Annotated in this window: 15 protein-coding genes; 6 read left to right on the top strand and 9 right to left on the bottom strand. The window is 45.2% G+C overall.

Features of this window, described 5'->3' with window-relative positions; translation table 11 throughout:
• Positions 1-30: 30 nt before the first annotated feature.
• The 5 genes from vpsM to vpsQ are packed head-to-tail and all read left to right on the top strand — an operon-like array spanning position 31 to position 5,107.
• Positions 31-1,227: an exopolysaccharide biosynthesis beta-barrel protein VpsM gene (gene vpsM, locus EPB59_RS08425; protein ID WP_154138692.1), complete on the top strand. Its 1,197-nt coding sequence runs from the start codon at positions 31-33 to the stop codon at positions 1,225-1,227.
• Between the two features lie 6 nt (positions 1,228-1,233).
• A complete protein-coding gene (gene vpsN, locus EPB59_RS08420) occupies positions 1,234-1,758 on the top strand; it encodes an exopolysaccharide export protein VpsN (protein WP_055027485.1) in 525 nt (174 codons plus the stop codon).
• Between the two features lie 24 nt (positions 1,759-1,782).
• The gene (gene vpsO, locus EPB59_RS08415) at positions 1,783-3,996 is read left to right on the top strand and encodes an exopolysaccharide regulatory tyrosine autokinase VpsO (protein ID WP_154172291.1); all 2,214 of its coding nucleotides are present in this window, start codon (positions 1,783-1,785) and stop codon (positions 3,994-3,996) included.
• Positions 3,993-4,697 (top strand): exopolysaccharide biosynthesis protein VpsP, encoded by a 705-nt coding sequence (gene vpsP, locus EPB59_RS08410; protein ID WP_206666804.1) that lies wholly within the window; start codon positions 3,993-3,995, stop codon positions 4,695-4,697. The genes vpsO and vpsP overlap by 4 nt, the downstream gene beginning before the upstream one ends.
• Complete coding sequence (vpsQ, locus tag EPB59_RS08405; RefSeq protein WP_154172289.1) at positions 4,676-5,107, top strand: exopolysaccharide biosynthesis protein VpsQ; 432 nt, start codon at positions 4,676-4,678, stop codon at positions 5,105-5,107. The genes vpsP and vpsQ overlap by 22 nt, the downstream gene beginning before the upstream one ends.
• 27 nt (positions 5,108-5,134) lie before the next feature.
• On the opposite strand, the gene EPB59_RS08400 is transcribed toward vpsQ, so the two are convergent.
• On the bottom strand, positions 5,135-5,731 hold the full coding sequence (locus EPB59_RS08400) for a YitT family protein (RefSeq protein WP_154172287.1): 597 nt from the start codon (positions 5,729-5,731) through the stop codon (positions 5,135-5,137).
• 340 nt (positions 5,732-6,071) lie between these two features.
• Between EPB59_RS08400 and glyA the strand changes: the two genes are divergently transcribed.
• Positions 6,072-7,322 carry a serine hydroxymethyltransferase gene (glyA, locus tag EPB59_RS08395; protein ID WP_154172285.1) on the top strand — a complete coding sequence of 417 codons (1,251 nt, stop codon included), beginning with the start codon at positions 6,072-6,074 and terminating at the stop codon, positions 7,320-7,322.
• A gap of 124 nt (positions 7,323-7,446) precedes the next feature.
• Here the strand turns inward: glyA and EPB59_RS08390 are convergent, their stop codons facing one another.
• The 8 genes from EPB59_RS08390 to mrdA form a co-directional block, all read right to left on the bottom strand.
• Complete coding sequence (locus EPB59_RS08390) at positions 7,447-7,773, bottom strand: hypothetical protein (RefSeq protein ID WP_055051618.1); 327 nt, start codon at positions 7,771-7,773, stop codon at positions 7,447-7,449.
• Positions 7,774-7,978: 205 nt separating this feature from the next.
• A complete protein-coding gene (gene lipA, locus EPB59_RS08385; protein WP_055051619.1) occupies positions 7,979-8,944 on the bottom strand; it encodes a lipoyl synthase in 966 nt (321 codons plus the stop codon).
• A complete protein-coding gene (gene lipB / locus EPB59_RS08380) occupies positions 8,937-9,590 on the bottom strand; it encodes a lipoyl(octanoyl) transferase LipB (RefSeq protein WP_055051620.1) in 654 nt (217 codons plus the stop codon). Before lipB ends, lipA begins: the two co-directional genes overlap by 8 nt.
• 187 nt (positions 9,591-9,777) lie before the next feature.
• A complete protein-coding gene (gene ybeD / locus EPB59_RS08375) occupies positions 9,778-10,056 on the bottom strand; it encodes a DUF493 family protein YbeD (RefSeq protein ID WP_000955768.1) in 279 nt (92 codons plus the stop codon).
• 149 nt (positions 10,057-10,205) lie between these two features.
• Entirely contained in the window at positions 10,206-11,381 is a 1,176-nt protein-coding gene (locus tag EPB59_RS08370) for a serine hydrolase (protein ID WP_154172283.1), read from the bottom strand.
• A 91-nt stretch (positions 11,382-11,472) separates the two neighbouring features.
• Positions 11,473-12,264, bottom strand: coding sequence for a septal ring lytic transglycosylase RlpA family protein (locus tag EPB59_RS08365; protein ID WP_055051621.1), 792 nt, complete (start codon positions 12,262-12,264; stop codon positions 11,473-11,475).
• The gene (rodA, locus tag EPB59_RS08360) at positions 12,264-13,385 is read right to left on the bottom strand and encodes a rod shape-determining protein RodA (RefSeq protein WP_154172281.1); all 1,122 of its coding nucleotides are present in this window, start codon (positions 13,383-13,385) and stop codon (positions 12,264-12,266) included. The genes EPB59_RS08365 and rodA overlap by 1 nt, the downstream gene beginning before the upstream one ends.
• Positions 13,382-15,286, bottom strand: a complete 1,905-nt coding sequence (mrdA, locus tag EPB59_RS08355; protein WP_154172279.1) for a penicillin-binding protein 2 — start codon at positions 15,284-15,286, stop codon at positions 13,382-13,384. The genes rodA and mrdA overlap by 4 nt, the downstream gene beginning before the upstream one ends.
• Between the last annotated feature and the right edge of the window lie 6 nt (positions 15,287-15,292).

Below are 15,292 nucleotides of genomic sequence, written 5' to 3'. Positions count from 1 at the left end.
ATGAAGATAGATTTGAATAAGTGCAGGCAAATGGAACCGATTAAACTGACTTCTCTTCTTTCAGCCAGCTTGGTTACGCTGGCTGTCTCTTATGTACCTTTTGGCGTCGCGAAGCTTACACCAAATCCGATTACCACTGAATCTGGCATGGCGATTGTGCCATTTTTAAATCTTTCCACAGGTTATAATGATAACTTGGCTAAATCTAACCAACAGCAAGCCAAATCAGCTTTTTCAATCATTGAGTCAGGTGTTGGCTTTATGGTGGAGCCGGAGGGTAATAAAACGCTGCTTGGTTACCGTTTTCGTAACGGAACCTATTTTAGTTCTCAACAAGATAACTTTACGGATCACTATCTTGACTTGAGCAGTGATTGGGAGTTGAACTCTCGGCACCGTATCGGGTTTGAGTACAACTTAGCGCTAGCTCACGAAGGGCGTGGCGAGAATGATACGACACTCGGACTCGACTACAACCAATATGAAAGCCACACCGCTAATATCGGTTATGGCTTTGGTTCAACAGAAGCGATTGGTCGTATTGAAACTAATTTGGGTTGGCAAGATTTTACGTATCAAAATAACCGTACGGTTACTCAGTATCAGGACTGGGATGAGCTGCGTTTTAACTCGACCTTTTATTACCAAGCCCTTCCTCGAACGTCGTTTATCGCACAAGTGATTGCTAACTCTCGTGGATATGACGTTATCGCACCGGGTGCAAGTAGCAAAGATAATAATCATTACTTTGGTTACCTCGGTGCATCTTGGGATGCGACTGGTAAATTGCAAGGTAATGCTAAGTTGGGTTACCAACAAAAAGACTTTGATGCGTCCACCCGAAAGGATTTTGATTCGTTTTCATGGGATGTTGATGTTACTTACTTAATCCGCACGTATTCAGCATTACAGTTAGTGACTAACCGACGCTCGACGGATTCAGATGGTGATGGAGATGCGATTGATGCGGCAACCTATCAAGTCAATTGGACACACAATTGGGATACCAAATGGACGACAGAAGCAGCGCTAATTCGTTTGAATGAAGATTACACGGCATCAAATCGTAAAGATGACACCACAAATGCCACTTTACGTGCTAGTTATGATTTTCGTCGTTGGTTAGCGTTGGAAGTCGGATTTGGCCGAGAAAAGAAAGACTCGAATATAGACTCACTCAGCTACAGCCAAAATGTGTATTACCTCACCGTTCAGGGTGTAATGTAACCAGTTATGAAGTACTTGTTCTCTTTTTTATTGAGCCTTTTGCTCCTGCCATCGTTCGCGATGGCAAATGATGATTTCTATCGATTGGGTGTTGGTGACCAGATCCGTATCCAAGTTTATGATGAGCCAGAGCTTTCTTTTGAAACTCGTGTCAGTGATAACGGTAATATTGATTATCCATTTTTAGGTAAGATCCGCCTAAAAGGTAAAACCTTGGAAGAGGTTAAAATTGCCATCCATGATGGTTTACAGGATGGTTATTTGATTAATCCCAACGTATCTGTTTCTATTCTTGAATATCGACCTTTCTTTGTTAATGGACAAGTCATGAAGCCTGGAAGTTATCCTTTCCATCCTGGTTTGAGTGTTAACCAAGCAATCACTATTGCAGGTGGATTCACTGAACGTGCGTCTAAAACAAATTTGTTTATCTCTAGTAGTGATGACCCGGAAGCGAAACCGCTCAAAGTTACTTTGCTTAGTAAACTTCAACCCGGTGACATACTGACTGTCGCCGAAAGCTTCTTTTAATTTTAGGGTGTAATGGTACACGAGATGACAGGTAAACAATTCACTCAAGAAGAAGTGATCGATATTCGTCAGTATTTTAATGTACTGCTTAATTACAAATGGCGAATTTTGTTGTTTTCAATCATGGTTACAGCAATTACGCTACTTTTTGTCCTTTCCATGCGGTCAGAGTACACAGCTCGAGCGACAATTCTGATTGAATCGACACAAGCGAAAGCGGTGTCAATTGAAGAAGTGTATGGGCTTGATACCAAAAGTCAGGAGTATTACCTGACCCAAATTGAAATCCTAAAATCTGACACGATTGCTCAAGAAGTGATCGACAGGCTTGATTTGGCCTCCGATCCTGAATTTGATCTTAACCCTGAGAGCGAACAATCACCGAGCTTAAAAGAACGCTTATTAGAGTGGATGCCGTTTCTTCAAGGATTTAAGCAACAAGATGTGGTGGTCGATCCGGAGTTGGAAGCGTATCGTGAAAATCGACTGATTTTGTATAAGTTCAAACGTGGTCTAGAAATTAGCCCCATCCGCAAGACCCAGTTGGTGAATATCTACTACACCGCTGGTGATCCTAAATTGGCGGCGAAAATCGCTAATGAGATTGCGCGGGTGTATATGGACAGCCATTTGGAAGCTAAGTTAGAGGTAGAGCTAAAAGCGAATACTTGGCTTAATACCCGCATGGAAGAACTGCGTACTCAATTACGAGAGTCTGAAGCTAAGTTGCAAGCGTTTTTACAGTCAGAAGGCTTGGTTGATGTACAGGGGGTGGAAGGACTCGCAAGCCAAGAGTTGGAAGAACTCACCTCTCAGATGAACAAAGCTCGCGATCGCCGCGTGGCAGCGGAAACGCTGTATCAAGTGGCGAACAGCTACAGTAAAAATGACAGTGACTTGACGGCTTTGTCGTCGATCCCTGAAATTTCTAACCACCCAACCATTCGTGATTTGAAAGTGGCTGAAGTGGATGCTGAGCGTAAAGTCTCAGAGTTTTCCAAGCGTTATGGTCCTAAGCATCCTAAGTTAAAATCGGCTACTGCTCAGTTAGACGCGGTTCGAAAGAATTTACGTTCAGAGCTGAAACAGTTATTGAATGGTATCAATAACGAACTGCAAGCGGCTAAGCAATCTGAGCGTTCACTACAAACGGAATTTACTCAGCGTAAATCTGAGTTTCAGACGCTGACCGTGAAAAATGCCAAGTACTCAGAGCTTAAGCGTGAAGTACAAACTAACCGTGAGTTATTTGATTTATTCTTGGCTCGTCAAAAAGAAACTAGCGCTTCAGGGGACTTTAATACCACGATTGCCCGTTTCACTGACCAAGCTAGCGCACCTTTAGTTCCGAGTAAGCCCAACAAGAAATTAATTGTCATGTTGGCGTTTGTGGTGTCGTTTGGTTTTGCTTGTGTGGTTGCGTTTATCGCGGATGCGATGTCAGATACCTTTGCGGATATTAAGCAGGTTGAAAAGCAATTGGCACTCAGTTTACTGGGTGTGGTACCAGCGGTGCGCAAACGTAATGGTAAATTGGATGCGAAAGCTTACTTTGATTCCGAACTGCGTGAATTAACAGAGGCAGTACGTACCATTCGTACCAGCTACTTACTTGCTCATGTTAACCAAGAACAGCATATCGTGATGTTGACATCATGCTTGCCGGGAGAGGGGAAAACGACGTCGAGTATCAATCTGGCGCTATCGTTAGCCCAAATGGAAAAGACGCTTCTGATTGATTGTGACTTGCGTAAACCGGCAATTGCGCATCGCTTTGCGATTTCAGGATCGCAACCGGGGGTGACGAATTTGCTGACGGGTACACAGAGCTTTGAAGACTGTGTATATCATGATGAACAGTCAGGGCTTGATGTACTTACCGCGGGTGTGTATTCATCTAATCCGTTAGAGCTGTTGTCATCCACGAAATTTAGTGACCTCCTTGCGAACTTACGTGGCCAATACCAACGAATAGTGATTGATACTCCGCCATGCTTAGCGGTTAGTGACAGTTTTATGTTGGCACAACATGTTGATTCGGTGATTTTAGTGATTGATGCTAACCATACTCGTACCCAAGTTGTACGTGAAGTGGTGGGTAAGTTAACTCAGCAAGGTAGCCGAATTGATGGTGTTGTTCTTAACCGTTTGAATGGCAAAAAAGCATCACGCTATAGCGGTTATTATCACTACCAGGCTTATTATGGTGAAGACCATAAATCGAGCGCTACTCAGTGAATAGGCTAGTGCATATTGGATGGCGTGTAGCGATAGCGATATCTGCGTTATGGGTAATTTACTTTGCCATTCAGCAAGGTATTGCTTCGCTGTACGCTCTCGCTGCCGAAAAAGAGTTGTTGGCTTGGGAGCGATCTCCCACGACTCTTGCCTCTGTTGATGATGCGCACAAGGCCATCCAACGTGCAATCGAACATAATCCCAGTCATCCTCAATACTATTTTTTACAAGGTAGAATCTGGCAGTGGCAAGCTTATCTCTCCAGTGAGAACGAAGTGGGGGAAATGCTTGAACGGGCAAAAAGGGCCTATCTTACCAGTGTTGAGTTACGCCCAACATGGCCGGATAGTTGGGCGGAGCTACTGAAAATTGAGGCACAGCAGCACGACAAGGAAGCTCAAGAGCAAGTACCGCATCAGGCGTTGAGTGAATATCTTGCTAAGGCAGCGCAATATGGCCCTTACACTCCAGCGGTCAATATTGCGATATCACAAGTGGGATTGGCTAAATGGAAGTATTGGAGCCGTGAACAAAAATGGTTGGTGATTGAGCACCTCGCTCGCGGCTTGAATGGGAAAAACAGTCGACACCTTTTGGCGGATTACCTAAAATCCACACATCAGTTTAAGTTGGCTTGTACGTTAGCTTCACGTCGTGAACCGAAATTAGAGATCTCCATTTGCACATCCGTTTTAAAATAGGTCGACAAATTTACCAGCAGCGCCGAGCATCTGCGATATTGTTTGGATTACTCGCATTGTCTACGGTTTTAGCTTCGTGGCTTAAATCTTCCGGATTTCACGCTGACTACGTCTATCAATTAGAGATAGCTGTCGGTGGTGATACTCATTTGCACAGTTTGTTAGCATTCTTGCTCACTTTAGCGTTATACCGAGTATTGTCTGTTACGGAGAGTGGCTACAATATGGTATTGATGGCGGGCGGATTAGTGACATTATGCTGTTTGGTTGATGAGGGGCTGCAAGCATTCTCACCATTACGTACTTTTTCGGTACAAGATATTTTAGCAAGCTTAATTGGTGTTTCTGTGGCCTGTGCTGTAAATACCTTATTTGCAGGGTGGCTGCAGAGAAAGCGAAGAAATACCTAAACGGTATTTCTTCGTTGTGATAGAGAGTTAGTAAATCACGCGATAACGGCTTGGCTTATGGTTCATGGCAAGCACGATATTGAGCAAGAAGGCTCCAAGAATCGACAAACCGATCGTCAATGGTGATACGAAGAAGAATGACGTGAGCAAGATTAGACCATCGATCACCATCTGACTTTTACCTACGGAAATGCCAAATCGATCTTGAATAAATAGGCATAACACATTAAAGCCCCCAAGACTTGAACGGTGTCGGAACAAAATTAGCATTCCCAGTCCCATCAATAGCCCACCGGCTATCGCACAATACACAACGTTGACTTTTTCAAGTGTAATAAACATCGCGAGATGATCTGCAAATAAGGAGACTAACGCTCCTGAGATCGCACTGTTGAAGGCAAAGCGGGTACCAAAGCGTTTCCATGCCAGTAGATAAAAAGGGCAATTGGATAAGAAGTAGAGTACGCCAAAAGTGAGTGGTACAAATTGGCTCATCAATAACGCGAGTCCTGTAGTTCCGCCAGTGAGTAAATTACCCGCTTGCAAAAAATAGACGCCCTGAGCGACCAAAAATGTCCCTGTTAGTATCGCGATCCAATCTTCTTTGTGTGAATGTTTTTCCATAAATTTGGTTATCAAGGGAGAGAATTGCGCGGATGTTAATTAAAAGAAGCGATTTACGGTAGCTAGGGATGAAAAATTAAGGTAAACCTATGTCACATCCGCTTTACAGGGTGTAAAGCAAAAAATTGACAGTTTTGTTGTTTAGATGCCATTTCTATCGTCAAGATGAAAGCTGTCTTCATGGTTATGAAAAAACTGCATGATAAATTCGTGAATTTGGGCTTTATGATAAAGATCAAATTATGTAGAATGCGCGCCATAAAGTGATGACGAAAACGTTTGCGTGGAGTCATTTTGTGGTTTTTTTGCAATTTCAGTCAATCTGAGTCAGGAGATACAGATGCTTAAGCGTGATATGAACATCGCCGATTACGATCCGGAGCTATACGCTGCCATTCAGGAAGAGACGCTTCGTCAAGAAGAACATATTGAACTTATTGCTTCAGAAAACTACACCAGCCCGCGTGTAATGCAAGCACAAGGTTCTCAACTAACCAACAAGTACGCAGAAGGTTACCCTGGTAAGCGTTACTACGGTGGTTGTGAGTTCGTGGACAAAGCTGAAGCTCTGGCCATTGACCGTGCTTGCCAACTGTTTGGCTGTGAATACGCGAACGTTCAGCCTCACTCAGGCTCTCAAGCCAACAGCGCAGTGTACATGGCACTGCTTAATCCTGGTGATACCGTTCTGGGTATGAGTCTTGCACACGGTGGTCACTTGACTCACGGTTCACCAGTAAACTTCTCTGGTAAACACTATAAAGTGATCCCTTACGGCATTGATGAAGCGGGCCAAATCAACTACGACGAAATGGAAGCGTTGGCCTTTGAGCACAAGCCAAAGATGATCATCGGTGGTTTCTCTGCCTATTCACAAATTGTTGATTGGAAACGTATGCGTGAAATCGCCGACAAAGTAGGTGCTTACCTATTTGTCGATATGGCGCACGTTGCTGGTTTGATTGCGGCTGGTGTTTATCCAAGCCCAGTGCCTTTCGCACACGTTGTGACTACGACTACGCACAAAACTCTGGCTGGCCCACGTGGTGGTTTGATCCTGTCAAACTCTGGCGAAGAGATGTACAAAAAGCTGAACTCAGCGGTGTTCCCTGGTGGTCAAGGTGGTCCTTTGATGCATGTGATTGCGGCTAAAGCAGTTGCTTTCAAAGAAGCGATGGAGCCTGAGTTCAAAGCTTATCAAGCACGTGTTGTGCAAAATGCGAAAGCCATGGTGGCACAGTTCCAAGAACGTGGTTACAAGATCGTGTCTAACAGCACTGAAAACCACCTATTCTTGGTGGATCTGATTGATAAAGACATCACAGGTAAAGATGCGGATGCAGCACTCGGTGCAGCAAACATCACAGTGAACAAGAACTCAGTGCCTAACGATCCACGTAGCCCATTTGTCACTTCGGGTATTCGTGTGGGTACGCCTGCGATCACTCGTCGTGGTTTCACTGAGCAAGATGCTAAAGATCTCGCTAACTGGATGTGTGATGTTCTAGACAACATCAACGACCAAAGCGTGATTGAAGCGACTAAGCAAAAAGTATTGGCGATCTGTCAACGTCTACCAGTGTACGCTTAATCGCTCAGACCTGAACAACGTGAAGTTGCAACCCACGGGTTCAACTTTAGTTAGAAGAACTGTAGTGATAAAAAAGCCTGCAATATTCGCAGGCTTTTTTATTGGAGTCGAGTTCAGTGAACGCTTACTTACTCACGCTGATCATCGTGCCGGATTTGCACTTGAACATGTAGTATTTGTTGCTTTCGGTAAATTTACCCAGACCTTCCCCATCACAGTAATCCACGTTGATATCGCGCATGATATCGAGGGTTTTCTCGGTTTTCAGCGCAAACTTCGCGCCATCGGCACACACAATACGCACTTGACCATCATCACTGACTGAGTAAATGTTTACTTCAGTATTACAGAGTTCAAAAGACGCTTCGCGGTAGTTATCTTGCTGGGTGTTGGATGAACAACCAGCCAATAGGGCTGCTGCGGTAAGAGCGAATAAGCCGATACGAGTCATTATTGTTTTCCTTGTAGTCAGTTTTCACTCAACAGCGAGTTCGAGTTTATGAGCGAAAATTCATCGAAACTTAGCCTAAGCCTATAGAACCCAAGCACAGGATTCAAGGTTAAAGAACTGATATGGTGAGATTATGATGTAAGATCTCATCTTAGCTAAAGTATCAAGCCAGCGCATTGGCTGGCTTGATAGAGAGTACATGGGGTTATTTGACCTCTAAGCCTTTAGCTTGTAAGTCTGCGTGATAAGAAGAACGCACAAAAGGACCACAGGCTGCGTGAGTAAAACCAAGCTCAAGGGCTATTTCTTTGAGCTCATCAAACTCGGCTGGTGGCACGTAACGCTCAACAGGCAGGTGGTGACGGCTTGGTGCTAAATATTGCCCAAGAGTTAGCATAGTTACACCATGTGCGCGCAGATCTTTCAGCACTTCGACGATTTCTTCTTTAGTTTCGCCTAAGCCCATCATCAAGCCAGACTTAGTTGGCACCTCTGGATGCTGCTCTTTGAATTGACGCAGCAGTTCTAAAGACCATTTGTAGTTAGCACCAGGACGTACTTTTCGGTATAGGCGTGGTGCGGTTTCCAAGTTGTGGTTGAAAACATCCGGTGGATTGTCTTTCAGAGCTTCCAGTGCCACTTCCATGCGACCGCGGAAATCCGGTACCAGAGTTTCGATTTTGATGCTCGGGTTTAAAGCGCGGATTTCACGGTTACAATCGGCGAAATGTTGTGCGCCACCGTCCCGCAAGTCATCACGGTCAACTGAGGTAATTACCACGTATTTGAGTTTCATGTCGTGAATGGTTTGCGCGAGTTTCTTTGGCTCTTCCGTTTCTGGCGCATTGGGGCGTCCATGGGCCACATCACAGAACGGGCAACGACGAGTACAGATGGCACCTAAGATCATAAAGGTTGCCGTGCCGTGGTTAAAACACTCAGCCAAGTTAGGGCAGGAGGCCTCTTCACAAACCGAGTGGAGCTTATTCTTACGCATCGCAGCCTTGATATCTTGGATGCGTTGGCTGTCGGCGGGCAGTTTGATTTTCATCCATTCCGGTTTGCGCAGAATTTCTTTTTGTTCGGCCGGCATATTTTTTACCGGAATCAAAGCCATTTTATCGGCATCACGGTACTTTACACCGCGTTCCATCTGAATTGGTTTACTCATGATTGTATGCTTCTGTGCTGAATTCGACGTGCTCGTAGTCCAGTAGGGTAACGAGTTTTTGGATTAATATTTTTTCAACCTGCTCTTTTTCGATCGGGCCAGAGAAGTCGCTCACTTGCACCATCTCCATTCCTGCATAACCACAAGGATTGATGCGTAAGAACGGGCTGAGATCCATCTGGATATTGAGTGCGAGTCCGTGAAAAGAGCACCCTTTACGGATGCGTAAGCCCAAAGAACAAATCTTTTTATTTTGTACGTAGACTCCAGGTGCGTCAGGACGTGCCGCAGAGTCAATGTGATAGTGTTGTAGGGTGTGAATGACCAAGTTTTCAATATGAGTGACAAGTTCTCTCACGCCGAGTCGCTTACGGCGAAGATCGATGAGAAAGTAAGCGACTAATTGGCCTGGTCCATGGTAAGTCACTTGCCCACCACGGTCACTTTGCACAACAGGAATATCACCGGTGTTGATAAGGTGCTCAGCCTTGCCAGCTTGTCCTTGAGTAAACACGGGGTTGTGTTCGACAAGCCACACTTCATCACGTGTTGTTGAGTCACGTTGATCCGTGAATTGATGCATAGCCTGCCAAACCGGAGTGTAATCCTGTCTGCCGAGGCATCTCACCAACAGCTGGTTTTCCATTATTGTCATCCACCAGAGATATATAAAGTTTTTGGATTATAAACTGCTTACCACCAATGAACTACACATCAAGGGGAACTTTTTGACCCTGCTAACAAGATGGTTTTATTAATTTTTTGAAAAATAAAGAAAAAGCAGCTAAAGCTGCTTTTCAAAAATATTTGAATAAATAAAATAATAACGTGGTTTATAGCACCATACGCACAATGTCGATGTCGCCCAACTCTTTATAGAGAATTTCAACCTGTTCAATTGAAGTGGCGTGAATGGTGACTGAAACCGCGTGATAGTTACCTTTTGCGCTTGGCTTAACGCGCGGGCTGTAATCGCCAGGAGCGTGACGTTGAATAACTTCCAGCACCCGTTCTGGCAGCTCTGGCTTAGCATATCCCATTACTTTGTAAGTAAAGGAACATGGGAATTCGAGCAAATCTTTTAATTTCGCATCAGAGTTGATGGTCAGCATAGTGAAACTCCAGTTTGAGCATTGGAAAAACGGGACGAAATACTACAGCCATTCGAATGGAATCTCAAGCGAACAAAAAAGCCGCACAGGGCGGCTTTGTTTTTCTGGTGACTTCCTCAAACATCGATGGAGAGGCGTCGGTAAGCTTATTAGAACCAACCTTTAAATAGGAGTACGAGATAATCCCAAAGACGGCTAAATAGGCTGCCTTCTTCGACATCTTCTAGCGCCATCAGAGGGTATTGCGCAATATCGTTACCCGCTAACTGGTAGTAGAGTGTACCTACGACATCGCCTTTTTTCAGTGGCGCTTTCAGTTCTTTTTCAAGTACAAAACTTGCAGTGAGATCTTTTGCTTGTCCACGAGGCAGAGTGACGTAAGTATCTTTATCTACCCCTAGGGCGACAGTATTCTTATCGCCCATCCAAATCGCTTCATTGACGAACGTTTCGCCTGCTTTGTGCGGTGCGACAGTTTCAAAGAAGCGGAAGCCGTAGCCTAGCAGTTTTTTACTTTCTGCTTTACGAGCATTCTCACTGTCGGTTCCCATAACTACCGCCACTAAACGCATGTTACCTTCAGTCGCAGAGCTCACGAGGTTGTAACCTGCACCACTGGTATGTCCGGTTTTGATCCCGTCGACATTCATGCTTTTATCCCACAGTAAACCGTTACGGTTGTACTGGGTAATGCCGTTATAGGTGAATTTCTGCTCAGAATAGATCGCGTATTCATCCGGTACATCACGAATCAACGCTTGACCTAGCAATGCGAGATCGTAAGGTGTCGAGTACAGGTTTGGATTGTCCAAACCATGAGCATTGGTAAAGTGAGAGTTTTTCATACCCAATGAACTTGCCCAAGCATTCATTAAATCGACAAAGGCATCTTCTGAGCCTGCGACGTGTTCGGCCATTGCGACACACGCATCATTACCAGATTGGATGATGATGCCACGGTTGAGATCGCTAACTTTAACGGTGGTACCCACTTCTACAAACATCTTTGATGAATCTGGGAAGTTTTTCGCCCAAGCATTTTTACTGATCACCACATCATCATTGAGTGAGATGTTGCCACGCTTGATTTCTTGTCCAATCACGTAGCTCGTCATCATTTTGGTCAGGCTTGCGGGAGAGAGCTTGGTATTCATCTCTTTTTCGGCGAGCACTTTCCCTGAATGGTAGTCCATCAGGACATAACCCTTGGCGGCGATTTGTGGAGCATCTGGTGTCACGATAGGTGAGGCAAAAACAGTACTGCTTAACGTGATGGAAAGCGTAATAGAAGACGCTAACACGGATTTTAGGATTGATTTTTTCATGGTGAATGCTTAGTTCTAATTAAGTGTCCGTAATCTTAACAAAAATAACGTCCCAAACCAGACCGGATCTCCTCAGGTCAGGTTTGAGTGGTCATTGTGCGCGCTTATTAATGGTTTTAACAAAAGCACTGTCGTAGCCTGCGGATTTTACTTGTTCAAGTAAGGTTTGCGTCAGGTCATCGTCAGTAAATGGGCCTAGAAACAGGCGGTGCGTACTATTTGTACTTTCCACGAAGCTAGGCGCCGATAAACTCTGACCTAAGTTTTGCGCTAAAGTTCGCACGCGCTCAATATGTTGTGATGAAACCACCTGAATCACGTATTCGAGAGCATTGTTTTTCCCTTTTGGGCGAGGTTTAGATGGTTTATCTACAGTGATCACGTCAACACGCACATTGGCCGTACCCGCTTGTACAACCCCAATCTTGTATGCGGCGGCATAGCTTAGATCAATCACTCGCCCGTCATGAAAAGGACCACGATCGTTGACGCGTACGATGGTTGATTTACCGTTATCGGTATTGGTCACTTTCACATAACTTGGCAATGGTAGGGTTTTATGTGCCGCTGTCATTGAGTACATGTCATAAATCTCACCGTTTGAAGTGAGATGACCGTGGAATTTTTTGCCATACCATGAGGCTTTACCATTTTCAGAGAATCCTTGAGGATTCTTGATGATGCGGTAACTTTGACCACGTAGGTTATAGTCCTTATTTCCCCCAAAGCTGTAGGGTTCATATTGGGGAACGGCATCCTCAATATGCTCGACAGACAGTGGTGTGTCTGGCGCTTGATCGTCGGGCATATCATAGCGGCCGCCCGAAGAACTACACCCAGCGAGAATTAACGTAATCAATATGTATAAATAAATTCGGTTCATTAAATTGTCTTCGAAAATGCTTTGCGATGGGTATGGATGGACATCAAAATACCGAAACCGGCCATCAGTGTCACCATTGAGGTACCGCCATAGCTAATCAAAGGTAGTGGTACACCCACTACCGGCAAAATGCCGCTGACCATGCCGATGTTTACAAAGACATAAACAAAGAAGCTCAACACAATGCTGCCTGCCATCATACGGCCAAAGGAAGTTTGTGCATGGCTGGCGAGGTAAAGTCCGCGACCAATAATAAATAAATACAGGCTCAAAAGAACTAAAAAGCCGATCATACCCCATTCTTCAGCAATCACTGCAAAGATAAAGTCAGTATGTCGTTCAGGAAGAAACTCTAATTGAGATTGAGTGCCATGTAGCCAGCCTTTACCGGATAATCCTCCCGAGCCAATCGCAATTTTACTTTGGATAATGTGATAACCCGCTCCGAGCGGGTCAGATTCTGGGTCAAATAGAGTGCGTACCCGTGTTTTCTGGTATTCATGCATTAAGAAGAACCACAAGATGGGAACAAATGCACCCACTGCCATCGCTGCGGCGATAATTAATTTCCAGCTGACACCAGCTAAGAAAATCACAAAAATACCAGACGCTGCAATCAATATCGAGGTTCCAAGGTCAGGTTGTTTTGCGATCAAGATGGTTGGGACAAACACCATAATGAGTGACGCGGTCAGGGTTTTAAACGAAGGCGGAAGAGCATGTTTCCCGATATAGCGTGCCACCATCAAGGGTACGGCCAACTTAAGCAATTCTGATGGTTGAAAACGAACAAATCCAAGATCTAGCCAGCGCTGCGCCCCTTTGGATATTTCGCCAAATAACAACACACACAGCAATAAAATGACCCCACAGAAAAATAGTATTGGAGCAGCACTTTCGTAAGTTCGTGGTGGAATTTGAGCTAACAAAACCATAATTGCTAAAGCCATCGCCATACGCATGGCTTGGCGGTCCATCATTGCGAGACTTTGGCCGCTGGCACTGTACATAACGATAAGGCCAAATCCCATTAGCGCAAGTACGCCAAGCAAGAGGGGTAAATCGATATGAAAACGCTCAAACAACGCCCGGTTTTGTCCGGTTGCAGGATCCATCTTCATGGTTGTACTACCTCTTCTTTTTTCTCTTCTTCTTTTTTACCGAGCACCACATGATCGAAAATTTGCCGTACAACAGGCGCACCATTGCTGGAACCGCCGCCACCGTTTTCCAGTACGAACGTGACGATCACTTTGGGATCTTTAACTGGGGCAAAACCGGTAAACAAAGCATGGTCGTGTAAGTGCTCCGCTAACTCGCTTGCGTTGTATTTCTGGCCTTCTGCGAGACCAAATACTTGCGCGGTTCCTGACTTACCTGCAGTTTCGTAAGACATATTCTGGAAAGCACGTCGTGCTGTTCCTTTTGCGCCATGGTTAACGAGGTACATGCCGCGAATCGCCATGTCCCAGTATTTTTGTGGAACCCCTTCGATCGGCGGATAGGTTGTGTATTGCGCCTCTTTTTGAGTTGAGAACTGCTCTCCGTTATCAATTGTGGCACGCAGCAGATGGGGAGCAATCACTTTCCCGTGGTTGACGAGAACAGAAGTCGCTTTAGCGATCTGCAGTGGTGTTGCAGTCCAGTAACCTTGGCCAATTCCAACCGGAATCGTATCACCTTGATACCATGGCACCTTATGGCGAGCCATTTTCCATTCCCGAGTCGGCATATTGGCCTTACTTTCTTCATAAATGTCGATGCCAGTAAGATCGCCAAAACCAAAACGCATCATCCAGCTTGAGAGCTTATCAATCCCCATGTCGTAGGCAATTTGGTAGAAGAATGTATCGACCGACTCTTCCAGAGATTTAATGACATCGACGCGACCATGTCCCCAGCGGAGCCAATCGCGGAATGGGCGAGTATCGGTATTGGGAATACGCCAGTAGCCAGGATCACTTCGAGTCGTATTAGGAGTGATAATGCCATCTTGCAGCGCAGAAACCGCAATAAAAGGCTTCACAGTTGACCCCGGAGGATAAATGCCGAGCGTAGTTCGGTTTACTAGTGGTCGACTCTTATCATTCAATAAATCGCTGTAAGCTTTGCCTGAGATACCGTGAACAAAAGCATTGGGGTCATAGCTTGGGCTCGAAACCATTGCCAATACACCATTGTCTTTCGGATCAAGTGCAACCACCGAGCCTCGTCGTCCCTCAAGCAATTTATAGGCGTAGAGTTGTAGATCAATGTCTAAATTGAGCACAATATCTTTGCCAGGAATAGGCGGTACGTATTTAAGGGTGCGGATCACGCGTCCACGGCTATTCACCTCAACTTCTTGATAGCCCGCAATGCCATGTAAAATGTCTTCGTAATAACGCTCGATGCCGAGTTTGCCAATATCTCGGGTGGCTTGGTAGTTGGCTTTTTTACCTTCTTTGTCCAAGCGTTCGAGATCTTTATCGTTAATCCGCGATACATAACCAATCACGTGGGTCAGTACTTCGCCATAGGGATAGTAACGCTTTAGGTTAGCGGCAACGGAAACGCCAGGGAATTTATGCTGGTTCACCGAAAACTTTGCTACTTCCTCATCAGTGAGTTGGGTGAGGAGGGGCACTGAGTTAAAACGGCGCGTTTGGCGGCGTTCTTTTTCGAATGCGGCAATTTTCTCGGGGCTGATCTCCAGTATTTGCTGTAATCGCGTAATGGTTTCATCCATATTGGCGACTTTTTCTGGGATCACTTCTAGGTTGAACACGGGGCGGTTTTCGGCCAACAGTACGCCATTGCGATCAAAAATCAGACCACGGTTCGGTGCGATCGGCACTACTTTGATGCGGTTATCATTGGAGCGAGTTTTGTAATCCTGATACTGATTGATCTGGATATTGTATAAGTTGGTGACCAGCAGCCCCATGCAGATCAAAATCGCTAAAAATGAGAAAATAGCGCGATTGCGAAACAGGTGTGTTTCGGCTTGATGGTCACGTATGGGGGTGTGCTGGCGTAACATGGCACT

It is taken from the genome of Vibrio metoecus, assembly GCF_009665255.1.
In the GTDB taxonomy this organism is placed as follows: domain Bacteria; phylum Pseudomonadota; class Gammaproteobacteria; order Enterobacterales; family Vibrionaceae; genus Vibrio; species Vibrio metoecus_B.
Note: the sequence above shows the minus strand (reverse complement) of the source record. Positions and strands in the feature narration are given on the sequence as shown.